The sequence below is a fragment of the Terasakiispira papahanaumokuakeensis genome, from assembly GCF_001709345.1.
Taxonomy (GTDB): domain Bacteria; phylum Pseudomonadota; class Gammaproteobacteria; order Pseudomonadales; family Halomonadaceae; genus Terasakiispira; species Terasakiispira papahanaumokuakeensis.
The window spans coordinates 1,599,673-1,621,315 of the sequence record NZ_MDTQ01000001.1 but is presented as its reverse complement, the minus strand read 5'-3'; the positions used below and the strand labels follow the sequence as shown (position 1 = coordinate 1,621,315).

Annotated in this window: 25 protein-coding genes and 1 pseudogene; 14 read left to right on the top strand and 12 right to left on the bottom strand. The window is 47.1% G+C overall.

Annotated elements, in window-relative coordinates:
• The first annotated feature begins 121 nt into the window (after positions 1-121).
• A complete protein-coding gene (gene gloA / locus BFW38_RS07100) occupies positions 122-505 on the top strand; it encodes a lactoylglutathione lyase (protein WP_068997764.1) in 384 nt (127 codons plus the stop codon).
• Positions 506-578: 73 nt separating this feature from the next.
• On the opposite strand, the gene BFW38_RS07095 is transcribed toward gloA, so the two are convergent.
• The 3 genes from BFW38_RS07095 to BFW38_RS07085 form a co-directional block, all read right to left on the bottom strand.
• Positions 579-875 (bottom strand): HlyU family transcriptional regulator, encoded by a 297-nt coding sequence (locus BFW38_RS07095; RefSeq protein WP_068997763.1) that lies wholly within the window; start codon positions 873-875, stop codon positions 579-581.
• Positions 876-1,048: 173 nt separating this feature from the next.
• Entirely contained in the window at positions 1,049-2,269 is a 1,221-nt protein-coding gene (locus BFW38_RS07090; RefSeq protein WP_068997762.1) for an argininosuccinate synthase, read from the bottom strand.
• Positions 2,270-2,414: 145 nt separating this feature from the next.
• Positions 2,415-3,308 carry a MotY family protein gene (locus BFW38_RS07085; protein WP_084004511.1) on the bottom strand — a complete coding sequence of 298 codons (894 nt, stop codon included), beginning with the start codon at positions 3,306-3,308 and terminating at the stop codon, positions 2,415-2,417.
• A 286-nt stretch (positions 3,309-3,594) separates the two neighbouring features.
• Here BFW38_RS07085 and rnt point away from each other — a divergent pair, with 286 nt between their 5' ends.
• Positions 3,595-4,257: a ribonuclease T gene (rnt, locus tag BFW38_RS07080; RefSeq protein WP_068997761.1), complete on the top strand. Its 663-nt coding sequence runs from the start codon at positions 3,595-3,597 to the stop codon at positions 4,255-4,257.
• A 99-nt stretch (positions 4,258-4,356) separates the two neighbouring features.
• On the opposite strand, the gene grxD is transcribed toward rnt, so the two are convergent.
• Positions 4,357-4,689: a Grx4 family monothiol glutaredoxin gene (grxD, locus tag BFW38_RS07075; protein WP_068997760.1), complete on the bottom strand. Its 333-nt coding sequence runs from the start codon at positions 4,687-4,689 to the stop codon at positions 4,357-4,359.
• Positions 4,690-4,955: 266 nt separating this feature from the next.
• On the opposite strand from grxD, the gene argF reads away from it, so the two are divergent.
• Positions 4,956-5,867 (top strand): ornithine carbamoyltransferase, encoded by a 912-nt coding sequence (gene argF, locus BFW38_RS07070; protein WP_068997759.1) that lies wholly within the window; start codon positions 4,956-4,958, stop codon positions 5,865-5,867.
• A gap of 156 nt (positions 5,868-6,023) precedes the next feature.
• Here argF and BFW38_RS07065 read toward each other — a convergent pair whose 3' ends face one another.
• From BFW38_RS07065 to BFW38_RS07060, 3 genes are all read right to left on the bottom strand, one after another.
• Positions 6,024-6,497 (bottom strand): hypothetical protein, encoded by a 474-nt coding sequence (locus BFW38_RS07065; RefSeq protein ID WP_068997758.1) that lies wholly within the window; start codon positions 6,495-6,497, stop codon positions 6,024-6,026.
• 457 nt (positions 6,498-6,954) lie between these two features.
• A complete protein-coding gene (gene ccoM / locus BFW38_RS18445) occupies positions 6,955-7,068 on the bottom strand; it encodes a cytochrome c oxidase subunit CcoM (protein ID WP_425427892.1) in 114 nt (37 codons plus the stop codon).
• 106 nt (positions 7,069-7,174) lie between these two features.
• Complete coding sequence (locus BFW38_RS07060; protein WP_068997757.1) at positions 7,175-7,657, bottom strand: FKBP-type peptidyl-prolyl cis-trans isomerase; 483 nt, start codon at positions 7,655-7,657, stop codon at positions 7,175-7,177.
• A 324-nt stretch (positions 7,658-7,981) separates the two neighbouring features.
• Between BFW38_RS07060 and BFW38_RS07055 the strand changes: the two genes are divergently transcribed.
• The 4 genes from BFW38_RS07055 (at position 7,982) to BFW38_RS07040 (ending at position 11,456) form a co-directional block, all read left to right on the top strand.
• Complete coding sequence (locus BFW38_RS07055; RefSeq protein WP_068997756.1) at positions 7,982-8,719, top strand: M23 family metallopeptidase; 738 nt, start codon at positions 7,982-7,984, stop codon at positions 8,717-8,719.
• Between the two features lie 226 nt (positions 8,720-8,945).
• Complete coding sequence (locus BFW38_RS07050; protein WP_068997755.1) at positions 8,946-10,154, top strand: glycosyltransferase family 4 protein; 1,209 nt, start codon at positions 8,946-8,948, stop codon at positions 10,152-10,154.
• Positions 10,155-10,269: 115 nt separating this feature from the next.
• Positions 10,270-10,674 (top strand): phosphatase PAP2 family protein, encoded by a 405-nt coding sequence (locus tag BFW38_RS07045; protein WP_218186378.1) that lies wholly within the window; start codon positions 10,270-10,272, stop codon positions 10,672-10,674.
• A gap of 134 nt (positions 10,675-10,808) precedes the next feature.
• Positions 10,809-11,456 carry an alpha-ketoglutarate-dependent dioxygenase AlkB family protein gene (locus BFW38_RS07040; RefSeq protein ID WP_069000285.1) on the top strand — a complete coding sequence of 216 codons (648 nt, stop codon included), beginning with the start codon at positions 10,809-10,811 and terminating at the stop codon, positions 11,454-11,456.
• Here BFW38_RS07040 and BFW38_RS07035 read toward each other — a convergent pair.
• The 3 genes from BFW38_RS07035 to BFW38_RS07025 form a co-directional block, all read right to left on the bottom strand.
• Complete coding sequence (locus tag BFW38_RS07035) at positions 11,440-12,351, bottom strand: eIF2B alpha/beta/delta subunit family protein (protein ID WP_068997753.1); 912 nt, start codon at positions 12,349-12,351, stop codon at positions 11,440-11,442. The genes BFW38_RS07040 and BFW38_RS07035 overlap by 17 nt on opposite strands.
• A 169-nt stretch (positions 12,352-12,520) precedes the next feature.
• On the bottom strand, positions 12,521-13,303 hold the full coding sequence (locus BFW38_RS07030; RefSeq protein WP_084004508.1) for an alpha/beta fold hydrolase: 783 nt from the start codon (positions 13,301-13,303) through the stop codon (positions 12,521-12,523).
• Between the two features lie 201 nt (positions 13,304-13,504).
• Positions 13,505-14,197 (bottom strand): 7-cyano-7-deazaguanine/7-aminomethyl-7-deazaguanine transporter, encoded by a 693-nt coding sequence (locus tag BFW38_RS07025; protein WP_068997752.1) that lies wholly within the window; start codon positions 14,195-14,197, stop codon positions 13,505-13,507.
• 362 nt (positions 14,198-14,559) lie between these two features.
• Between BFW38_RS07025 and BFW38_RS07020 the strand changes: the two genes are divergently transcribed.
• Complete coding sequence (locus BFW38_RS07020; RefSeq protein WP_084004507.1) at positions 14,560-14,883, top strand: ArsR/SmtB family transcription factor; 324 nt, start codon at positions 14,560-14,562, stop codon at positions 14,881-14,883.
• Between the two features lie 62 nt (positions 14,884-14,945).
• Here BFW38_RS07020 and sohB read toward each other — a convergent pair whose 3' ends face one another.
• Positions 14,946-16,022, bottom strand: coding sequence for a protease SohB (sohB, locus tag BFW38_RS07015; protein WP_084004506.1), 1,077 nt, complete (start codon positions 16,020-16,022; stop codon positions 14,946-14,948).
• A gap of 160 nt (positions 16,023-16,182) precedes the next feature.
• Here sohB and BFW38_RS07010 point away from each other — a divergent pair, with 160 nt between their 5' ends.
• From BFW38_RS07010 to BFW38_RS06995, 4 genes are all read left to right on the top strand, one after another.
• The gene (locus tag BFW38_RS07010; protein ID WP_068997751.1) at positions 16,183-16,497 is read left to right on the top strand and encodes an SCP2 sterol-binding domain-containing protein; all 315 of its coding nucleotides are present in this window, start codon (positions 16,183-16,185) and stop codon (positions 16,495-16,497) included.
• Between the two features lie 251 nt (positions 16,498-16,748).
• Entirely contained in the window at positions 16,749-17,666 is a 918-nt protein-coding gene (locus tag BFW38_RS07005; protein WP_245686096.1) for a helix-turn-helix transcriptional regulator, read from the top strand.
• Between the two features lie 181 nt (positions 17,667-17,847).
• Positions 17,848-18,609 carry an AzlC family ABC transporter permease gene (locus tag BFW38_RS07000; protein ID WP_218186377.1) on the top strand — a complete coding sequence of 254 codons (762 nt, stop codon included), beginning with the start codon at positions 17,848-17,850 and terminating at the stop codon, positions 18,607-18,609.
• The gene (locus BFW38_RS06995; protein ID WP_068997750.1) at positions 18,606-18,938 is read left to right on the top strand and encodes an AzlD domain-containing protein; all 333 of its coding nucleotides are present in this window, start codon (positions 18,606-18,608) and stop codon (positions 18,936-18,938) included. Before BFW38_RS07000 ends, BFW38_RS06995 begins: the two co-directional genes overlap by 4 nt.
• A 697-nt stretch (positions 18,939-19,635) precedes the next feature.
• Here the strand turns inward: BFW38_RS06995 and BFW38_RS06985 are convergent.
• Positions 19,636-19,908 carry an Rdx family protein gene (locus tag BFW38_RS06985; protein ID WP_068997748.1) on the bottom strand — a complete coding sequence of 91 codons (273 nt, stop codon included), beginning with the start codon at positions 19,906-19,908 and terminating at the stop codon, positions 19,636-19,638.
• Positions 19,909-20,181: 273 nt separating this feature from the next.
• Between BFW38_RS06985 and hlyD the strand changes: the two genes are divergently transcribed.
• Together hlyD and BFW38_RS18440 are read left to right on the top strand one after the other, a co-directional pair.
• Positions 20,182-21,174 carry a secretion protein HlyD gene (hlyD, locus tag BFW38_RS06980; protein ID WP_068997747.1) on the top strand — a complete coding sequence of 331 codons (993 nt, stop codon included), beginning with the start codon at positions 20,182-20,184 and terminating at the stop codon, positions 21,172-21,174.
• Positions 21,161-21,637 (top strand): annotated as a pseudogene (locus BFW38_RS18440) (ABC transporter ATP-binding protein); the annotation flags it as partial. The gene hlyD and the pseudogene BFW38_RS18440, both read left to right, overlap by 14 nt.
• Between the last annotated feature and the right edge of the window lie 6 nt (positions 21,638-21,643).

The window sequence follows — 21,643 nt, the reverse complement described above, 5'->3', positions numbered from 1 at the left end:
TTATTGAACTTTAGGCTGAGCTGGAGTGTCTTGTATTATGCATATCATGTCATGAAACAAATCGCTTGCTAGTCTACGTTTTGATGTATACACCTGACGACCGGATGAGGACAATCCCATCATGAGAATATTGCACACTATGCTACGTGTCGGTGACCTCAATCGCGCGATTGATTTCTATACTCGCGTTTTGGGTATGAAACTATTGCGCCAGGAAGAAAACAAGGCTTATGAATATACGTTGGCCTTTGTCGGTTACGGAGAAGAAAGTGATACGGCAGTGCTTGAGTTGACCTACAACTGGGGGCAATCAAGTTACGATATGGGTAATGCTTTTGGTCATATCGCCCTCGCTGTTGACGATGTCAAAAGTGCCTGTGAGCGTATCCGTGATGCCGGTGGTCAAGTGACTCGTGAACCTGGTCCAGTCAAAGGTGGGACCACGATGATTGCTTTCGTCACCGACCCTGATGGCTATAAGATCGAGTTAATCGAAAGAGATTGATGCGATGATATACGTGAGTAGATCGCTACAGAAGCGTTTCTACTCCGTATCGGTGACTCAACAACGACGGATGTTATGACGGGTCATTAAACATTTGATCGCCGCGCTCATCAATAAAGCGCTTTGCCTTCATTAGCATTAACTCATGGGCCTGAGCCTTGCTGGGAAGGAGGTCTGAGCGTTCAAAGTGATAAGTACGGGGCTCCTCCCCTTCAACTTCCTGACAAATACGCCCCGATACACGGTAGCTATTCCCTTGCTGTGCCGGGATCGGATAGATCATATAGCCGTTATATGCAATGCCTTCAACGACTGTTTCCGGTGCATTACGGTCTTTGTGTTTTCCCGTGAGCCAATCAAAAAATCCCATAAGAAGTAATCCGAGCTCGCAATAGAGTTAACGTGTCGCCATTATTCCACAATCAAACTTAACGGTATAACAACATCAAAATCATTCAATTTAGCGTCGTACTTTATCATGTTCATTGACAAAGTATTCTAGGCCCGGGGTTACGCCAAGCAACCCCGGGGTTTTACATACGCTTAAAGTTGGCCGCGGCCTTTGTTGGCAGCGATCCGTAAACGCAAGGCATTCAGTTTGATAAAGCCTGCAGCATCTTTCTGATCGTAGGCACCGGCATCGTCTTCGAACGTTGCAATAGATTCATCAAACAGAGAGTCAGGTGATTGGCGACCAGCCACAATCACATTCCCTTTATAGAGTTTGAGCCTTACAACACCATTGACGACCTTTTGTGATTCATCAATCATTTGCTGCATCATTTGACGCTCAGGGCTCCACCAGTAGCCGTTATAGATGATCTCAGCATATTTAGGCATGAGTTCATCTTTCAAGTGGGCTACTTCACGGTCCAGCGTAATAGATTCGATCGCACGGTGTGCTTTCAGCATGATGGTACCTCCGGGGGTTTCGTAGCATCCCCGTGATTTCATGCCGACATAACGGTTTTCAACTAAATCCAGGCGGCCGATACCGTTCTCCCCGCCCAATTTATTCAGCTTGCTCAACACTTCATGAGGCTTGAGACGTTCACCATCAATGGCAACGATATCCCCTTTCTCATAAGTCAGCTCAATGTAAGTGGGCTGCTCTGGCGCTTGCTCAGGGCTGACACTCCAGCGCCACATTTCTTCTTCAGCTTCTGTCCATGGATTTTCCAGAATCCCGCCCTCATAGGAAATATGAAGCAGGTTGGCATCCATTGAATAAGGCGACTTGGTCCCTTGCTTAGCAAAGTCGACCGGGATGTCATTATTTTTGGCATAAGTCATCAACTTTTCGCGTGACAACAGATCCCACTCACGCCAAGGGGCGATCACTTGGATACCCGGCTTAAGGGCATAAGCGCCAAGCTCAAAGCGAACCTGGTCATTACCCTTGCCAGTCGCACCATGAGAAATAGCATCGGCCCCAGTTTCGTTGGCGATTTCAACTAATCGTTTGGCAATCAATGGGCGGGCAATAGACGTGCCCAGCAGATATTCGCCTTCATAAACGGTATTGGCGCGGAACATGGGGAAGACATAATCACGGACAAACTCTTCGCGCAGGTCTTCAATGTAAATCTCTTTGATACCCATCTGCTGTGCCTTGGCGCGTGCAGGCTCTAATTCTTCGCCCTGGCCTAGGTCAGCGGTGAAAGTAACAACTTCACATTGATAGGTTTCTTGTAACCAACGCAATATGATCGAGGTATCCAGCCCGCCAGAATAGGCTAGGACGACCTTTTTAATGTCTGACATGATGCACTCCCAATAAATGGCGCTTCAATACGCACTGTTCCAGTCGTTGAGTCTCTGTATTAGTGAATACAGCACAACCGGCTGCCAAAAGGCAGCCGGTTAAGAAACAAGTAGTTAGGAAGTATACCTGATGAAAAGGTATACGTCAGAGGGGGTTTACTTCATTCTCTTTTTCTAGGCGAACGGTCACTCGTCGGTTCTTGGCGCGTCCACTGGCTGTCGCATTACTGGCCACCGGATAACGCTCACCGTGATAACGTGATGTGATCATTTCCTGGTCCAAACCACGTGCAATCAGGTAGTTAAGTACCATATCCGCTCGGTTTTTAGATAATTGTCGGTTGTTACGCCGAGTCCCACGAGAGTCTGTATGGGAGTCGATAAAGACATAAGAGACATCGGGATCCGCTTTAATGTAGCGAACAATCAGGTCTAGCATGGCTTTATCTTGAACCGTCAGCGTGTCGGCGCCGCTCGCATAGTTCAGTACCGTATTGCTGATTTGGTCATAGTTGACAGGCAGCAGCTGAGCTTCACAGAGTTGAAAACGGCCATAGGCTTCATCGAACCTGAGCGGTGAAATACTGGCAACGCGTGCTTCAATACGATGATCGCGATCTTCCTGAAGCATGGAGGGCATCAGCCCTTGACGAAGGGATTCAATCATTAAAGCGGTTTGTCCAGGGCCCACTTTAATCCACTCGTCATTGGTTTTGAATTGAACTCGCCCAATTTGATGAGTCCCTGAACCTGGGCGCCATCCTGGGGCCATTGCCACCAGTTGAACACTCCCCTGCTTTAATGCGCTCCGAAAAGGCCTAATTTGAAACTTGGTGTCTTCACCTGCACGATGAATAAAACGAGCTTGGCCGAAGCGCGGAATATAGTGTGTGAGTTCGCACTGTAGTGGCGATGGGGTTGTCGCTTGCCACTGTCCCTCATCATAATCAGCTTGGTAAACCGCTGCTTGTGCTGCCCCACCAACAGCGCACAATGCCAAGATTAAAGGGACACCTCGTCGGACAATGAATCGTTGCATTGGGGCACTGCTCCTAAGCTTTGACGGCAATCGACAACACTTGTATTTGACAATAAAGACGCTGTACTGCCAATAACATTATTACCTAGTATAACGGCAGTGATCCCTATAGCTTTAGCCATTGGTCTTAATTTTGTTAACTGAAATCATGATGATGGGAATCGTATCGGCTTCATTGCATTCAGGTTTATCGTAATTCTCCTTGTGACGACATCACCTTGAGACGATGGACTATGTTAAGCTTGCGCACTGTTTATATTGTCAAATTGCAGCTGGAGAGGACTCGATGGCCTCCACATCACACGTCAAACACCCCATGTCAGGACGATTCCGTGGATACTTGCCCGTGGTGGTCGACGTGGAAACCGCAGGATTTAATGCTCAGACAGATGCTTTGCTTGAAATTGCTGCAACCACAATTACGATGGATGAAAGTGGTATGTTGATTCCTGAGCATACCGTGGCTTGCCATGTCGAGCCATTTGAAGGTGCCAATATCGAGCAATCTGCACTAGAGTTTACCCGTATCGACCTGGATAACCCCCTTCGAAAAAGTATGTCAGTACCGGAAAACGAAGCCTTGAGCCAAGTTTTCAAATCGGTGCGTAAGTCGGTGAAATCTCATGATTGTACTCGTGCCATTTTAGTTGGGCACAATTCGAGTTTTGATCAGGGCTTTTTAAATGCTGCCGTCAGTCGTTGTGGCATTAAGCGTAACCCGTTCCATCCGTTCTCAAGCTTTGATACCGCGACATTAGGCGGTATGGCATTTGGTCAAACGGTTTTGGCTCGAGCATGTAAGCTGGCGGGCATTCCTTTCGATAATGATCAAGCGCACTCTGCACGCTATGATACTGAGCGAACAGCAGAGCTCTTTTGCTCCATTATAAACCGGTGGAAAGAGCTGGGTGGATGGGCCCTGACCGAGCAAGCCTTAGAAGATGACTAAGTCTTGTCTCATGGCCCTAAATCAAAACCAACCTTGATACAAAAGAAGCCCGGGCTAACGCCCGGGCCTCTTTTTAAATAACAGGACAGCTAAATCGTTTTAGGCTTGAGCGGTGCCCTGGGCAGCTTCCTGAATGATTTTTTGAAGCTCACCTTGCTGATAAAGGTCAGTGATAATGTCGTTACCGCCAATCAGCTCGCCATTGACCCATAATTGAGGAAAGGTGGGCCACTCGGCATATACGGGAAGCTCAGCACGAATATCTGGATGCTCTAAAATATTCACATAAGCAAACTTTTCGCCGCAGGCCATTAATGCCTGAACCGATTGAGCAGAAAAGCCGCACTGGGGAAGTTGTGGCGTACCTTTCATATAAATCAGAATCGGGTTGCTGGCAATTTGTTCTTTAATGTTCGTGAGAGTATCAGACATGAGTTTGCACCTTTGTTGAGCCATGATGAGACATGGCTACTACGAAATTTCCTACCTTAATAGTCAATTTTATCGTTATGGCAACGCCTTGAACAGCACTAACTTTGCCCTATTCTTGTAGAGAATCTGACTTTGACATTGCCACAAGGCATATGAGTGCTTAACATTACTCTTTTGGTTTTCAACCGACTGATAACGCTCGCAGAACAAGGTATTAGCTAGTTTCAACACTGGCCTGAGCGCTGTCAATGCAGGAGATTTGATTCATGAGCGTTCGACATTTTCTTTCCCTTCTTGATCTTTCACCTCAAGAGCTCGAGCGGCTGATTCAGCGTGCCATTGAGTTAAAGCGACGCCATAAAGCAGGTTTGATTGATGAGCCGCTAAAGGGAAAAGTCTTGTCGATGATTTTTGAAAAGTCCTCTACAAGAACACGAGTATCCTTTGAGGCGGGTATGGCCCAGCTTGGCGGGGCGGCGATGTTCTTATCCCCTCGTGATACACAACTCGGCCGTGGTGAACCGATTCCGGATACTGCCCGAGTGCTCTCTCAAATGGTGGATGCCGTCATGATTAGAACTTTTTCTCATGACGCGGTTGAAACGTTTGCCGCTCATTCAACGGTGCCGGTGATTAATGCATTAACCGATTATAATCACCCTTGCCAGCTGCTTGCTGATGTTCAGACCTATGTTGAGGCGCGTGGGAGCTTGCAAGGAAAGCGCGTGACTTGGGTCGGTGATGGCAACAACATGTGTAACTCCTATATTAATGCTGCTCGCCAGTTTGACTTTCAGCTGAATATTGCGTGCCCAGAAGGTTATGAGCCAGACCATGCGTTACTGGAGAATAATCGAGACCGAGTCAATATTATTCGCGACCCCAAGGCTGCAGTTGAAGGAGCCCACATGGTTGTGACTGATGTTTGGGCTTCAATGGGTCAAGAAGAAGAACAGGCTAAACGTGAAAAGGATTTTGCTGATTACCAGGTCTCTCCTGCCCTGATGAATATTGCTGACCGCGATGCCCTCTTCCTGCACTGCCTTCCGGCACATCGAGGCGAAGAAATCAGTGAAGATATGCTGGAGGATGAGCGAGCCGTTGTCTGGGAAGAAGCGGGCAATCGTTTACATGCCCAAAAAGCATTGTTGGAATTCTTGATCATTGGCCATCGGTAGGATCTATAGGGGCTGTCTAGCGGACCTCTTTTAGCATCATTCATGACACAATGAGCAATATTATAAAAAAGGCTTCACGCTCAATGGCGTGAAGCCTTTTTATTCAAGTGAAGTAACTGCTGGTTGTGTTTCTAAGCTAGAAACGCGTTATCAGAGCTAAACCAGCTGATCAATATCATTGGTCCAATCACGCTGAGGCGCTGAAGATGTGGCCGCGGCTTGATTGGTTTCTTCTTCAATTTGCACTTGATCCTGATCACGCAATGCCGCTGCCCTATCCTCGCCTTTATTCTCTTCTACAGCTTCAGTTTGTCGCTGCTGAGTGTAGGTGGCAGTATCCTCAACAGAAATATTGGGGCGGATAACAGCGCCGGTTTGCTTTGTCGGCTCATAAAGGGACACATTTTCCTGCGTCTCACCGAGTCGAGTCACAACATCAGCAGGCTGGGAAGCTACGGAAGTTTCCTGGACATCACGTGATGAGACGCCACTTGCTGCGACAGGAGCTGCACTGGCCTGTTCTTCAACAGTCGATTCTGCGCGCCGGGCTTCTTGCTGACGAGCCTGATTGTCTGCACCTTGAGACTGGCGCTGAGCTAGCGCAACCTGATTAACGGATGACTCCAACATGATCCCCTCCTGCAATCGTGATGATAAAACTTGGACGGCCTGCTATGCATGAAGTTCCATTTAATACGTTGCCTTAATGTAATGATCAACAACTTAATGATCAAAACAGACTGTGCCAGAGGCCCTTATGGATTAAGTCGGCAAGAAGTACAATAAGTTGAGGTTTGCACTAAAATTAGTCGGGTTTGAGCAAAACTGCAATGATTGGTGCTAGGTTCGTGAAAGACTCTCTTGGTGTGAACTTATTCAGTGTATCCCTATGCATCAACTCATACATCTTTATTGAATTGAGCCATAAACCAATCTTAAGTCATCAAATAACAAATTACACATTCAGGCATGAATATGTATTACAGAGTGCAGCGTAGCTTAACCCTCTAGCTGCACTCTGTTTTTGGGTAGCGGGTTTCTCGATGCTGCTTGTGTCCTAGCGGACACCTGACAGGATCGAACATCACTACTTTTTCTTTTTGTGGGCATCTTTTACTGCGTAATAAATAAACCCACCAAAAAAAACACAGGCCCCTACCACAACGAGTATACCTGCGACTACTGCATCATCTAGGTACATAACAAGCTCCCGGTCCAAGTCTCTTGAGATGTATTTAAGGTAGCAGTTGCCACAGGTTTCTTTCCTGACCCCTGTCAAAAATAGACGTCAGGAATACTGGCTTAGATCAATCGTGAGCATGCTCACCTTCGTGAGGATGCCCATGTTGAACTTCGTCTTCAGAGGCTTCACGAACGGATTCGATCGTGACCGAAAAATTCAGTGTTTGCCCTGCCAGCGGGTGGTTCGCATCAATCGTGACTTCTTCATCACCCGCTTCGATAACCGTCACCAGCAATGCACCGCCAGGACCTTGAGTTTGGAACTGCATGCCAGGCTGAATATCATCAACGCCTTGGAATGCTTCGCGACTTACTTGCTGAATCATGGCATCATCACGCTCACCGTAAGCCTCTTCCGGCTGCACAGTGACCTCTACTTGATCACCTACGGCACGCTCTTCCAGTGCTTTTTCCAGGCCGGGAATGATGTTGCTATGCCCATGCAGATACAGGAGCGGCTCGCGACCTTGTGACGAGTCCAGCACCTGGCCGTCGTTGTTGGTCAAAGTGTAATTGATCGCGACGACCTTGTTAGCGGCAACTTGCATGAGAAAATCCTGTCTTGATGAGTTGAACCATAATTGTGGCAGTTATAAGGATCACACTCAAACATGTTTCGCATACTAAAGCTTTCTAGATCATGTTTGGATGGTGATTTTAGGCCCGAATGCAGAAAGCGACGCTTGCACTGTTCTTGTCAGCACACCATGATCAACATAACTTTACAATCGATTCCACGAATAATTGGTGTCATGCCCAAAAAACAACGCCTGCTTTTAAGTCCAATGATATTGGTGCTGAGTGCGCTTCTGGTTGCCTGCAGCAGTGCGCCTATAAGCTCCCACGTCGCCTCTGCCGAGGGAAAGCACCGCATGGCTGCAGCCCAAAGCTCGACTCGTCGAGCTGGGCGCTACCAAGTACAGTCAGGGGATACCATGAGCCAGATCGCTGCCCGATATCGTCTCCAGGTTGGGGCTTTGATGCGTTTCAACCCTAGAGTCCGTCCCCGTGCTCTTGAACCTGGTGACTGGCTGCTTATCCCTAAAAAGTCTACTGATGTGCCTGCTAAGGGCCCTTATCTGTACCATATTCGTCGTGGAGATACGCTGAGTAAGCTGGCGGCTCATTTTAATATTTCTTTACTCAGCTTAAAGCAGGCCAATGCAGACTTGAATCCCAAACGGTTATGGGTGGGACAAATCGTGACCATCCCTGTGGGAGATCGTGGATTGAATGGTTATCAATGGCCTGTACAAAAGCCCAATGTGGTGTTGAGTTATTCTGAGCAACGTTGGGGGGTTCATCAGGGACTTGCATTGAAAACTGCTGCACATACTAAAATCACCGCGATAGCCCCTGGTAAAGTGCTTTTTGCTGGCGAAATGCGCGGTCTCGGTCACGTAGTGATCATTGATCATCGTGATGGACGACAGTCTATTTATGCCTACTGCGAAACGCTGTTTGTGGCACGTGATAATAACGTCTCTACAAGGGCCCCTATTTGCAGTGCCGGCCATCAAAGGCGTATCGACACCAACGGTATCTATTTTGAACTTCGAGAAAAAGGCTCCCCGATCCCTCCTCTGAATTATTTGCCTGCACTCCCTTAGTGAGCTTTATGTATTCAACCATAGAATGCTCAAGTAAGTATTGGGCGTGCTTGAGCATTCTATGGTGCCTCTTAAAGCTTATTGCTCTGGTGAGAGCGCCGTCTTGAAGAATACGTTGTCAACAAAGTGACACTCAGTCGTTGCATGACCGTCATCTCTATGCTGGAGGCTAAACCTAGCGCTCAATGAGAGCGTATGCGTTCAATCCCAGCTAGGGGCGCAAGTTATGCATATTGGGTTAATCAGCGAAACGTTTTGGCCGGATATTAATGGCGTTAGTATGACGCTAGCACAATGGTCCCAAGGACTTCTGGATGCAGGAGACCAGCTTGACTTAATTACACCTCATGCTCACGCGGATACCGTAGGGCTTGAGGGGATACCTTGGCAAGACGCGAAGCCTTTCAGGCATATATCAGCCTCTAGGGTGCCATTACCGGGATATCGAGGGGTCAAGCTTGGACTGATGCTCCCCAAGGCCGCCAAGCGACTATGGCGCAAATCACCGCCTGATGTGCTCTACATTGCAACAGAAGGATTGTTGGGATTAGATGCGCTACGTTATGGACGCCAAAATGGTATTCCCGTCGTAGGGGGGTTCCATACGAACTTTCAATATTATCTGCACCATTACCATCTACAGTGGTTGACGCCTCTTATGCGAGCGTATTTAAGGCGTTTTCACAATGCCTGTACGCGTACCCTGACGCCAACTCAGGCTAAAAAAAACCAGTTGTTAAGGCAAAAGTATCATCGCATCCACCGTGTTGGGCGTGGTGTCGATCTAAGTCAGTTTTACCCAAGAACAACTCAAGAACGTTCACTTTGGCGACAACAGCACGGTATTTCGGATGATACGTTGCTCCTGGGCTATACCGGCCGACTCGCAGCTGAAAAAAACCTTTCCCAGTGGATCGAAAGTTACCAAATATTAAAATCCCAGCACCCCTCGCCTGTTAAAGCCCTGATTGTCGGGGATGGTCCTTGGCGAGATCATGTGCTGAGTGCATTACCTGACGCGCTGTGGTTGGGCGAGCTGACTGGAGAGGCTCTAGCCATAGCTTATAGTGCTATGGATATTTTTAGCTTCCCGAGTATGACTGAGACTTATGGCAATGTTGTCCCTGAAGCTTTGGCATCAGGGACCCCCGTCATCGCATTCGATTGTGCCGCCGCCCATGAGTTGTTACAGCCGGGCAAAAATGGTGACTGTATTGGTGTTAATGAAGCGGAGGACTATACCGCTAGACTGATTCATTTGGCTCATGATTATCAGCAATCGCCCCAACGTTGGCGAACTGCATCAGCTAAAAGTATTCATCATTTAGGTTGGCCCACAGTGAATGCCAGTTTTCGACGCCATCTTGTTCAAGCCATTCATGAGGTAAAACGCCATGGACGTCAACGCTCGGATTTTGTGGCGACAAAAAGCTGAATCTATAGATCTAGCACTTTGTCGTATTATTTACCGTTGTGGATATCGGCCTTTAGGGATCTGGAGTTTTCGACTGATCAGTCGTCTTGGTGATGGTCTACTGTGGTATTTGGTGATGATTGCTTTGCCTTTGGCGTACGGCCAGAAAGGTTTTGTGGCGGGACTACATATGGTGTTGACTGGCGCCATATGCACTTTGATTTATAAATCATTGAAACACCGGACCCTCAGAGGGCGACCTTTTACTCGCCATTCAGATATTCAATGCCGCATGCCGCCTTTGGATTATTTTAGCTTTCCCTCGGGGCATACACTGCATGCTTGTGCTTTTACGGTTCTTTTGTTCGAATGGGCCCCTCTATGGGGTTGGGCTATTTTGCCTTTCACCGTGCTAGTTGCTTTATCTAGAATGATTTTAGGGTTGCATTACCCTTCAGATGTAATTGCTGGGGCAGCTATTGGTGTTGGGCTCGGCTCTGCCAGTTTATGGTTATTTATAGCGTTGCCCGTCTTTAAATAGTCTCTATCTTATAGGCGGAAGAGGGATGGTTATTGATAGAAGGCTGATGGGGTAAAAGTTATCGGACTATAACACGGTAACAGGTGTTACATTGCCCTTCTCATGACGCTGTGTTTATAAGGTCTGCTATGGAAATGGCACCATTGATAGAACCGACTGAAATATGGCGACTTCCGCCGTCAGGTGAGATTCGACGTTACGATCAATGGCTATCCCCTACCGAACAGCACGACTTATGGCGTCACTTAACGGGAACACACATTGATTGGCATCAACCTCTCTTGCATGTGTTCGGGCGCAAGGTCTCTCCTTCTCGGCGCGAAGCTTGGATTGCTGATCCCAATATTCAATATCAATACTCAGGCCAGAGACTAAAGGCTCAACCCTGGACGACAGAGTTGAGACAGTTGAGCACTCATCTGTTTTATATGTTCGGCACCCCGTTTAATGCCGTACTCTTGAACCACTATGCCCATGGCCACGAGCAGATGGGATGGCACAGCGATAATGAACCTGAACTAGGACGAAACCCTGTTATCGCTTCAATTAGCTTGGGAGCTCAACGAGACTTTCGATTTCGGCCTAAAAACTCAGCCCATGGAGCGCCTATCACCATGGCCTTGCCGGCAGGGAGTTTGCTATTAATGGCAGGCGATCTTCAGCATCATTGGGAGCATTCTCTTCCCCAGCGTCGACGTGTTGCCCTCCCCCGGATAAATCTCACTTTCCGTCGTATTGTAGAGAGCAACACATCGAATGATCGATTTAACGGCGTGACTTGAACTGAGTTGATGGGCCGTATTCGTCCACCCAGACATCAATTAGCCGACCAGGGGTTAAATCAAAGTAGATATTATGGGCTTCGACATGATGCAAGCCCGGCAAGTCGAGCTCATCTTCCGGCATTGCTTCTAAAATGACATCTTCCGGTAAGGAGGCTGAATGCTTGAAGCTATCAGCCAATACAACGAAAGGCACCCCTGCATCTTGAGCAGTTAATGCCAGTAACTTTGTGCCCGCTTTGTTCACGAGGGTCCCATCGCGCAGCAAGGAGTCTGCACCGACAATAACGCGATCTGCCTGCATCACAAAGTTACCCATTTGAGCATCAGTGATATAGAGGGTTTCAACGCCTAGTTTGTCCAGATGTCGAGCAAGTTTTCGGCCCTCCATTCCCGGTTGTGACTCTGTGATAATCGCGCGGAATGCCTTTCCTTCATCGTGTAAACGCTTAAATAACGCCATAACCGAAGAGCTACAGCTGTGGGTCATCAGCGTCACGCCTGGCTTGAGTACATCAACCAATGCTTGTACGGCATTGCGTTGTGCATCTTCCATGGCCCTTTCAAGCTGTTCAGACACTTCCACTGCAGTCTCACGAGTAGCACCGAGCGACCAATGAGATACATCTTCAGGCATCTTCTCCTGCCATCTGAGCATCGCGCTCTCTAAAGCAGCCATACTCGGACGTGCCAAGCGTAGGGACTCACTGAGATTCATGAGCTCATGATAAAGCCCCTGCGCTGTGTCAGTTTGGCATTCTTCCGCATAGTCAATTAAGTCAGCAAGCGCCTTACGGGCTAATAGGCTAGCGCCACTATCAAGGTCATTCTTTACGGCTCTGATACGACGTTCTTTGAACGCTTCATTACTTCGTTCAGCGACAGAATCGCTCATGCAACTCTCCTATCGGGATATGCGGCGAACTTAATAGGCATCATTATACCTGTCATCTGTCGTTAAAAGCGGCCACACTTGTTGCAAACTGTGACCATATTTTATTTAAAGAGTGAACGTGCTTTGTTGACGACATAGGGTTTACGTCCTACTTTCCACCAATGATGGTTCACGCAGCATTTTCCGATAAAGCATGTTCTACGGCTTGAGCAAACGCATCCGGCTGTTCGGCATGAAGCCAATGGCCTGCTTTTAGTGTGACCCATTGACATTGCGGGAAGTGGGTCTCAAACAGCGTATAGTGCTGAGGCTGGATATAGTCGGAATTTTCCCCTCTGAGGACTAAGGTAGGCCCTTCAAATGCGGGTTGACGGCTGAGGGCAGGTGGCGCTGCGACAATATCGTCGTAACCGTCAATAATGTACTGAAGGCCTAATCTCAGCACTAACCCTTCACTTGACCGAGTGAGGTTGGTTAATAAAAACTGGCGTATTGATACATTATTAACCTTAGCAGATAAGACTTGGTCAGCTTCTTGGCGTGAAGACCAAGGGCCTTGCCTTTCCAGTAGCTGTAAACCTGCAATAATCGCATCATGTTCGTGTGCATAGGCTGTCGGTGCGATATCGGCGATGAATAAGTGATCGACACATTGAGGATGACTCAAGGCCAGTTCCATGACAGCTTTCCCCCCCATTGAGTGACCGAGCCAATGAGCCTTCTGCAGACCGAGATTAATCATCCACTGGTGGAGGTCATCAGCAAGTTCGATATAACTCATTCCCGGTGCATGAAAACTGCGTCCATGGTTTCTTAAGTCAAGACTCCATACCCGATAATGTTGAGACCAACGCTTTGCAAGCCCTCGCCAATTGTCACCACTGCCAAAGAGGCCGTGAACGACCACTAAGTCCTCGCCTTCGCCAATACACTGATGGTGCAGTACAGACACGCTAGCCTCCTTTGGTTTTAAAGTCAGGGTTTTAAACTCAGGGTTGTGAACTCAGGGTTGTGAACTCAGGGTTGTGAACTCAGGCACCTCTATCTCATCAGAAATGATGCTCATCATAAGCGATGAATCATGCGCAGTTACATTGGCCTGCATCTCAGCTCACATAAGGTTAGGGTACCAGAGCTGATCATCAGTGGAATCTTAAGCGTCATGCTGAATTGATGGCTGCTGCTCGTTCCCGAGGAGAGACGTCTGCTTTTGGGCGATTAACCGTTCTTGTAACAGCGAAAGCAAGGCACCATAAGCTGGAATAAAAAAAGCCAGACTAATAAAAAGTTTGAAACCATAGTCAACAAGCGCTATTTCAAACCAATGTTGAGCCATAAATTCATTGGGCCCTTGGTAGAACGCGACACTAAAAAAAGCCAGGGTGTCCGCTAAATTGCCTAGGATTGTGGATATCACAGGAGCAATCCACCACGCCGCATACTGTCGTAAGCGATCAAATACTTGAATATCGAGTAATTGACCAATCAAATAAGCAATAAAGCTGGCTAGAGCAATGCGAGCGACCGCAAGATTAAAGGTCACCATGCCTTCAGCCCCTATGTACCGGCCCTCCGCGAATATAACGGATATGACATAAGAAATTAATAATGCGGGCAGCATAACGCGCAGAATAATCTGTCTAGCCAATTGCTTACCAAAGACACGTACCGTCAAGTCGGTCGCAAGAAAAATGAAGGGGAAGCTGAATGCGCCCCAAGTCGTATGTATTCCAAGTAACGTGAAGGGAAACTGTACTAGATAATTACTGGCCGCAATGATGACAACGTGCAACAGGGAAAGGGCTAATAGCGCTATGCGATGCTGGCGATAAAGCTCGACACTCATGGGTATGCACCTTTTTAGTGGCAGGGGTGAGGGAACCCTGAAAGTCGTATATTTTCAGCCCTGGAGATGAAAACTTCAAGTCTCGATTGTCAACAATATCAAGAGCTAAGCGATTTCGAGAGATTAGACAATCAATGTGCTTCCTTGTTAAATCTTGCCTTATTATCAATTCGTACTAAATTAGATAAAATGAAGATAAAGTAACTCTCGCCTTAATTTAAATACTTACTAAAATGTAAGGGTGAAATTTATATAGCGGAGTAGTTTTTTAATTCACTTTAACCTCGTATAATCTTTCTCGTTTCGTTTCACCTGAAATATTCAACCCAGCTCGTTTTCATCCATTTTCAGATTAGCGCCCTATGTCTAAAGATAGCCAACATCGTATTCCTTCTATTAATGTGGCCCAGCTGCGGGAAAAGTCAAAGGCGGTGACTTCATTGCTTAAGGCTATTGCCAATGAAAATAGGTTGATGATTCTTTGTCATCTCATCGGGCAAGAAATGTCCGTGTCAGAATTGAACGAGCGGCTTGATTTAAGCCAGTCGGCGCTTTCTCAACATCTTGCTGTGTTGCGCCGAGACCGTCTTGTTCAAACGCGACGAGAGTCCCAAACAATCTACTATTCCTTGCATGGTGAAAAGGCGATGCACTTGATTTCGACTTTGCATCGTCTCTATTCCTAATCTTGAGTCATCTATTGGTGCCATGTGGCGGCCAAGTTCAGCCGCCATAGAGCTTTATAAGGTTAACTCATAGGGCGCCGCAAGCGCGGTAGCCAATGAAGTACGCGACGTTCAAGTTGTGTTGTAACGCGCTGAGAGACACGATCGACCAAGGACTGACGCTGCTCTAAACTGACCTCATATATTTCGGCCTCTGAAGACCGCTTTAATAGGTAAGCATCACTGGTTGAGAGTTCATCAACCAATTGTTGTTCAACTGCTTTTCGACCATACCAGACTTCCCCTTTGGCTACTTGCTCGATATCGACTGCGGGTCGATTTTCTATTACAAATTGCTTAAATAGCCCATGAGTCTGTTCGAGTTCAGAAAGAAATTTTTGTCGGCCTTGGTCTGTATTCTCACCAAAAAGTGTCAATGTCCTTTTATATTCACCCGCAGTGAGGACTTCATAATCAATATCATGCTTCTTAAGTAATTTATTGAAGTTTGGCAGTTCAGCCACCACCCCAATAGAGCCGATGACGGCAAAAGGCGCAGCAAGAATACGGTGTCCTGTGCAAGCCATCATATAGCCACCAGAGGCCGCTACTTTATCGACACAAACGGTCAGCGCGGCAATAGACTCCCTTAAACGTAACATCTGTGCTGCAGCATAGCCGTATGCGTGAACGTACCCCCCTGCGCTTTCGAGCCTCACCACAACTTCGTCATTACTTCTTAACACTGTTTGTAATACGTTGATTTCTCGACCAAAACGGTCAGCGTCTGAAGCAGCTAAATCACCGTCAAAATCCAAGACAAATATTCGGGGGCGCTCACTTCTTTCTTTCTGCTGTGCTTTTTTGTCTTGCTTACGTTGCTTGCGCCATTGCTTGAGCTCCGCTCCCTCAAGCCACTGCTCTGTGAGCTGTTCTTTATGCTCATCAAGTTGTCCATTAAGGTGTTCAATGGATAAATGCTCATCGTGCGGCTTCTGCTGACGCTTCAGACTAGCTAAAACTGCCAGCATAACAATCAATGCCGCTAATATTGTGACTGTTTTAAGCACGAAGCTTAGATACTCGGTCAAAAAGTGCTCCACATGGGCCTCCCTTTCATTGGTGATATACGCGATTGACTCATCAACGCTTTGAAACATTATGCCAGTCCTTAGACTTAGGCACATCTACCAACCTCTTATATCAACACTGACACGCCTAAATGATCACTTGATTAAAACGATTGTTTGAATTAACGTGACTCCACTCGGACCACCATTCAGAGAATATCCGAACAGCATTTTTATAGAGGGTCTAACCATGGCAGATGTGAATGCAGTCATTGAGCAGATGAAAAATAAATTCAACTCCGATGCTGCGGCTGGTATGAATGAAGTCTTTCAGTTTGATATCGAAGATGGAGATCATTACTACATTCAGGTATCAGATGGAACCTGTACTATCGAACAAGGCGAACATGATGACCCTTCTGTCACTTTGATCATGTCTTCACAAACGCTGAAAGATGTGATGTCAGGTGAAACAGATGGCATGCAAGCTTTTATGGCCGGTAAGCTGCGTGCTGAAGGCGATATGATGTTGGCAACGAAGCTCTCGGCTCTCTTCCCTGTTTGATGGGCGCCCTAGTATTTCCTCTGAGCTAATTCCGCTTCATATTGAGCGAACATATGACCGTAGCAACCCCCTGTTTTAGCTGAGTTTGCTACGGTCTTTGTATTTTACAGAGTGATTTTAGAATCATCTTGAGGTATCGATACGGGTGGCATCATGCTGACCCAGAATAATGCTCAAAGGGGGGTCTTCATTAGTGGGGCAAATTCACCCATCGCTCTTTTTGGTATGGATAGCAAAATTGCTGACAGGGGATGCCGTACCCTACCCGCTATCGAGCAACGATCTGCACAATTTTGTACAAAACAAACTGGTGGCCTTTGTTTTATACTCGCCATATGAAAACGCCAACCGACAAAGCAGAATACCGTACCCTTCATGAACTGGGTGGGCTTGAGTGCCTTAAAGCCACTTATTTCCGCCAACATTTCTCTCGACACACACATGAAGGCTACACGATTGGCGTTATTCATGAAGGGGCTCAACGCTTTCTACGAGGCCACGATAAGTATATCGCACCAAGCGACAGCATCATTCTTGTTAATCATGACCAAGTCCATGATGGCCATTCCGCAACCGCCAGTCATTGGTCTTATGATGCGTGTTATCCCACGCTTGAACAGCTCCAACAGGTCTTAGGCCAAGCCGGATATGCTTGGCATGGATCAATCTATTTTCCCGATCCTGTTGTGTATGACCCCGAATTAGCCGGCGTTTTACGCCATACTTTTATACAGTTGTATCGTAGCGATAATCGCTTGTTGAAAGAGACGCTATTATATAATGCCCTGCTCTTACTCATTCAGCGTCACGCACAACCCCTTCCATCGCCTAAAGAGGCCCCAGAAGCTAAGCAAAAGGTTGAACGTATCCGCGCATTTCTCACCGATTACTCTCAACAAAGTATTTCACTGGAAGCGCTCTCTGAAATGGCAGAAATGAGTGCATGGCACTTAGTCAAACAATTTAGCCACTATGTTGGGCTCCCGCCCCACGCCTATCAGATTCAACAACGACTACGCTTGGCTAAACAGTACCTCCGTCAAGGCGTTCCACTCTTGGATGCAGCACTTGCGGCAGGTTTCCACGACCAAAGTCATATGCACCGCTACTTTAAACGCGTGTTCGGTGTAACCCCTGGGCAATTCAGAAAAGGGCTCTATAACCAATAGGGCTCTATAACCAATAAAGTATCATGCGAATAAAAGCCTCTTAATGTAGAGGCTTTCCTCATATCTAACCCTATAAGCCCCACACCGCTCTGCATTAAAGCAAAACCATACAAGATCCGTGTGAAGCGATAACGTATAGTGCACCGCTCCAGCTCATTATTAAGATGCATTGGGTACTGCTATGAATCAAAATTCATCGGTGAGTAAAGCCCCTTTGATCGAGGGACAAGAAATCAAAGACGAAGAAAATTATAAGGATACAGTGAGACGCGCGGCGATCGACATGATGCCATTATCGGTTGCTGTCGTTCCTTGGGGCGTTATGGTCGGTGCTTATGGCGTGGCTTCTGGACTCGGGGCTTTTAATACACAGTTGCTGTCATTGATTGTCTTTGCTGGCACGGCCCAGCTCGTCGTGATTGGCATGATGGCCAGCGGTTTAGGTCTTATCAGTATACTCATGACAACGGCACTGATTACCTCGCGTCACTTACTTTATAGCATGGCATTGCGTGAACGAATTGCTCCACTCCCTTGGCCGTGGCGATATGGGTTGGGCTTTTTACTGACAGATGAGTTTTTTGTTCATTGCACCAAGGCTCAAGACAGCCGCGCAGGAACACAGGCTGACCGTTGGTATATGTTAGGGGCCGGATTAAGCTTCTATTTGGTGTGGAATATATCAACAGCCATCGGGATTGTGGCTGGTCACTGGCTACCCGACCTGGCTCATTGGGGGCTAGACTTCACCGTTGCCGCGATCTTTATTGCGATTTTATTTCCCAATATTCAAACCTGGGGAACTGGGTTTTGTGTTTTACTTTCTATGATCATTGCCGTCTATTGTGCGGCCAATGAAATGAAATTGGGGCTTATGATCGCGACCATATCAGGCATGGTGCTAGGTTATGCCCTTGATCGCTGGCGGGAGTCTAATCAATGAATGTACTTACCATCATTCTGATGGCAGTTTTGGTTTTTTTAAGTCGCTATCTTTTTTTAGAACCTAAATTGCCCGTCAACTTAAGCCCTTATATGCAGCGTCTATTAAGTTACGCGGCTCCAGCCTTATTAGCGGCTGTCATTGGCCCGATTATTTTTGTACACACTCATGGAGTGAACCTCAGTGTACAAAACCCTTACTTATGGGCAGGTCTTTGCACCGTGATCTTAATTATGCTGACAAAACGCATCCTTTTAACGACGACACTAGGCTTCATTTGTTTTATCGGTTTTAAGTGGGCATTGACTTTGTCATCTCAAACACTTTAATCCCATGATGTTACTCATACGTATCCCGGCCACCATCGCAAGATCGTGGCCGGGATAGCCTATGTCATGGGTCTCCCACAATAACAACAGTACTCATGTGCAACTCGCTCAATGCCATGGCTAGGCTGCCCGGTTAGAGGACGAACTTCACCATGCTCGATATAAAGCCCAATATCGCGTAGCAAATGGTTATCTAAATGAGCCAGTGTCTGATAGTCGAAATGATGTGTTGTGGTGTTATCGCCTGCTCGACAAAAAACTTTGATCCACTTTAAAATTGATATGTTTAAAATTGACATGATCGAGTCTCCAAAAGAGACCGGGATCTTGTCGGGCAGTGAAGTCAATTCAGGAGCAAGGCCGCGGCAAGATCCGCGGCCAGGGAAGTTTCAATCCCATACACGCGGACAAACAATCACTCGAGAACCTCGGTTAAGGTTCTCAAGATGAATGTTTGTCCAGACTGTCTGCAGTGTCATGGGAGCGTCACTTAAGGTTAGATTGAAATCATAACGACTTCCTTGCTTACTCCCCATAGCGCTCAACCATCAATCAACCTCAAGTTCGCCTTTGGCGCTTTGTTCGTAAGCATTGGAAGTTTTAATGCAGGTATATCAATATGTTGATTTGGCTGCTTAGTCAGTAAGCCTGAGCTTGCTCCTAACCTCAACCCCATTCGGTAGAATAAAAAGTTATATTATTTTCGATCGCTATGACCTAAATCTCGCTCTGGGTCGAGCTTGTCTCTCAAGCGCTGCTTGAGTATTTTGAGTTCTGGAAATCCGCCTTCGTCTCGACGACACCAAATTAACTCTTCATCCAGCCAAATATCAAACTGTCCCCCCTCCCCTGGACCGATTGAAACCTCAGTCAATTCATCCTCAAAAGTGGTTAGCAGCTCTTGGGCAGTCCAACCTGCACGTAACAACCACCTGCATTTTGGACAATAGCGAATTTTGACAGATGTCATTGGGGTCTCCGTTTTAATTGAAAGCTTAGACGTGGCGTGCTTCTTTTCACTTAACATTACCGCGATGATACTTTTTTCAAGCGACCCATTTCAGATATTGCCCCCCAAGCCACTCACACAAAAATCCACAAAAAATCGTTTACTGCTGCACGATTCAAGCGATGTTCGATGACTTTTAACACCCTTAAATTCAAATTCAAACTTAAATTCGTTATAGTGCAATATCAGTATTATCTAAAACAGTAGCTGTCTGAGATAAGGCCAGGGATAACCATGAGACGGACCATCAGTGTACTGGTATTGATGATTATCATTGCTACTGCTTTTTATGGCTACTTACAGCTCAACACTGAGGAAACTAAGCCTCTAACCCTTTATGGCAATGTGGACATTCGCACAGTCGATTTAGCCTTTCGAGTTGGTGGTAGGCTAGCCAAACTCAATGTCGATGAAGGCGATCAAGTGGCCAAAGGAATGCAATTAGGTGAATTAGACGATGCGCCTTACCAAGTGCGTATTCAACAAGCGCAAGCTAATCTCCAAGCCGCCCAAGCCAGCTTAGACCTTTTAGAAGCGGGTTATCGAGAACAGGTGATTGCTCAGGCTCGGGAGCGCATGTCTCAGGCTGAATCGGCTTTCCTATACGCTAAACGCAACTATGACCGCTTAATCCGTTTACGCCAACAGAATGCGATTGCTCAAGATGCGGTCGATGCGGCACAAGATCGGAGAGATCAAGCGAGAGCAGATCTAGCCTCAGCCCAACAGCAGCTTGATCAATATTTAAAAGGCAATCGACCAGAGCAAATTGCTCAAGGGCGGGCACAGGTAAGCCAAGCCCAATCGGCACTGGCTGCGGCCCAATTGGATGCTGAAGATACGCATTTGTTCGCACCTACAGATGGCACTATTTTAGTCCGTGCAAGAGAGCCAGGGGCGATGTTGAACCAAGGCGCCACAGTCCTAACACTTGCACTTGCCAAACCCATGTGGATCAAGGCTTATATTGATGAGCCTCAATTAGGCGAAGCACGTCCAGGGCGTCGTATGTTGATTTCGAGTGATAGTGCACCGAATAAGACTTACCAAGGTCACATCGGCTTTGTATCACCTACGGCTGAATTCACCCCGAAAACTGTGCAAACAGAGGAACTTCGAACCAGCTTAGTTTATCGATTACGCATCATCTTAGACGAAGAAGCCACATTGCTTAGACAGGGTATGCCGGTCACGCTTCGTTTTAAAGACCATCATGAATCGAATTGAGCTGACAGCCGTATCCAAGTCCTTTGAGGGGCAGGATAAGCCCGCTGTGGCTCCAATGTCACTGACCATAGAGGCTGGAAAAGTAACCGGGCTGGTCGGGCCAGATGGTGCTGGCAAAACCACTTTGCTACGGATGATGGCCGGCCTACTTTCCCCCACGTCAGGTACGTTAGAAGTTGCGGGGTTGGTCCCCGATCAATCACTAGATCAACTGCATGCTCAATTAGGCTATATGCCACAAAAGTTTGGCCTATATGAAGACCTTACTGTTCGAGAAAACCTCAATCTCTACGCCGATTTGAGAGGTGTTGAGCCCTCTCTATGGCCAGAGACCTACCACCAATTATTGACCTTTACTGATTTGCATGCCTTCACACACCGTCCCGCAGGAAAGCTATCGGGTGGAATGAAGCAAAAGTTGGGATTAGCCTGCACATTGGTAGGAAGCCCTAAAGTTCTTTTGTTGGAT

Coding starts and splice junctions, on each gene's coding strand:
- ccoM (WP_425427892.1), bottom strand. CDS start 7,068: ATGTACCTAGATGATGCAGTAGTCGCAGGTATACTCGTTGTGGTAGGG.
- grxD (WP_068997760.1), bottom strand. CDS start 4,689: ATGTCTGATACTCTCACGAACATTAAAGAACAAATTGCCAGCAACCCG.
- BFW38_RS07010 (WP_068997751.1), top strand. CDS start 16,183: ATGGCAGATGTGAATGCAGTCATTGAGCAGATGAAAAATAAATTCAAC.
- BFW38_RS07090 (WP_068997762.1), bottom strand. CDS start 2,269: ATGTCAGACATTAAAAAGGTCGTCCTAGCCTATTCTGGCGGGCTGGAT.
- rnt (WP_068997761.1), top strand. CDS start 3,595: ATGGCCTCCACATCACACGTCAAACACCCCATGTCAGGACGATTCCGT.
- BFW38_RS07050 (WP_068997755.1), top strand. CDS start 8,946: ATGCATATTGGGTTAATCAGCGAAACGTTTTGGCCGGATATTAATGGC.
- BFW38_RS06995 (WP_068997750.1), top strand. CDS start 18,606: ATGAATGTACTTACCATCATTCTGATGGCAGTTTTGGTTTTTTTAAGT.
- BFW38_RS07095 (WP_068997763.1), bottom strand. CDS start 875: ATGGGATTTTTTGATTGGCTCACGGGAAAACACAAAGACCGTAATGCA.
- BFW38_RS07035 (WP_068997753.1), bottom strand. CDS start 12,351: ATGAGCGATTCTGTCGCTGAACGAAGTAATGAAGCGTTCAAAGAACGT.
- BFW38_RS07005 (WP_245686096.1), top strand. CDS start 16,749: ATGCCGTACCCTACCCGCTATCGAGCAACGATCTGCACAATTTTGTAC.
- BFW38_RS07065 (WP_068997758.1), bottom strand. CDS start 6,497: ATGTTGGAGTCATCCGTTAATCAGGTTGCGCTAGCTCAGCGCCAGTCT.
- gloA (WP_068997764.1), top strand. CDS start 122: ATGAGAATATTGCACACTATGCTACGTGTCGGTGACCTCAATCGCGCG.
- hlyD (WP_068997747.1), top strand. CDS start 20,182: ATGAGACGGACCATCAGTGTACTGGTATTGATGATTATCATTGCTACT.
- BFW38_RS07045 (WP_218186378.1), top strand. CDS start 10,270: ATGATTGCTTTGCCTTTGGCGTACGGCCAGAAAGGTTTTGTGGCGGGA.
- BFW38_RS07055 (WP_068997756.1), top strand. CDS start 7,982: ATGGCTGCAGCCCAAAGCTCGACTCGTCGAGCTGGGCGCTACCAAGTA.
- BFW38_RS07025 (WP_068997752.1), bottom strand. CDS start 14,197: ATGAGTGTCGAGCTTTATCGCCAGCATCGCATAGCGCTATTAGCCCTT.
- argF (WP_068997759.1), top strand. CDS start 4,956: ATGAGCGTTCGACATTTTCTTTCCCTTCTTGATCTTTCACCTCAAGAG.
- BFW38_RS06985 (WP_068997748.1), bottom strand. CDS start 19,908: ATGACATCTGTCAAAATTCGCTATTGTCCAAAATGCAGGTGGTTGTTA.
- BFW38_RS07000 (WP_218186377.1), top strand. CDS start 17,848: ATGAATCAAAATTCATCGGTGAGTAAAGCCCCTTTGATCGAGGGACAA.
- BFW38_RS07085 (WP_084004511.1), bottom strand. CDS start 3,308: ATGCAACGATTCATTGTCCGACGAGGTGTCCCTTTAATCTTGGCATTG.
- BFW38_RS07020 (WP_084004507.1), top strand. CDS start 14,560: ATGTCTAAAGATAGCCAACATCGTATTCCTTCTATTAATGTGGCCCAG.
- sohB (WP_084004506.1), bottom strand. CDS start 16,022: ATGTTTCAAAGCGTTGATGAGTCAATCGCGTATATCACCAATGAAAGG.
- BFW38_RS07040 (WP_069000285.1), top strand. CDS start 10,809: ATGGCACCATTGATAGAACCGACTGAAATATGGCGACTTCCGCCGTCA.
- BFW38_RS07060 (WP_068997757.1), bottom strand. CDS start 7,657: ATGCAAGTTGCCGCTAACAAGGTCGTCGCGATCAATTACACTTTGACC.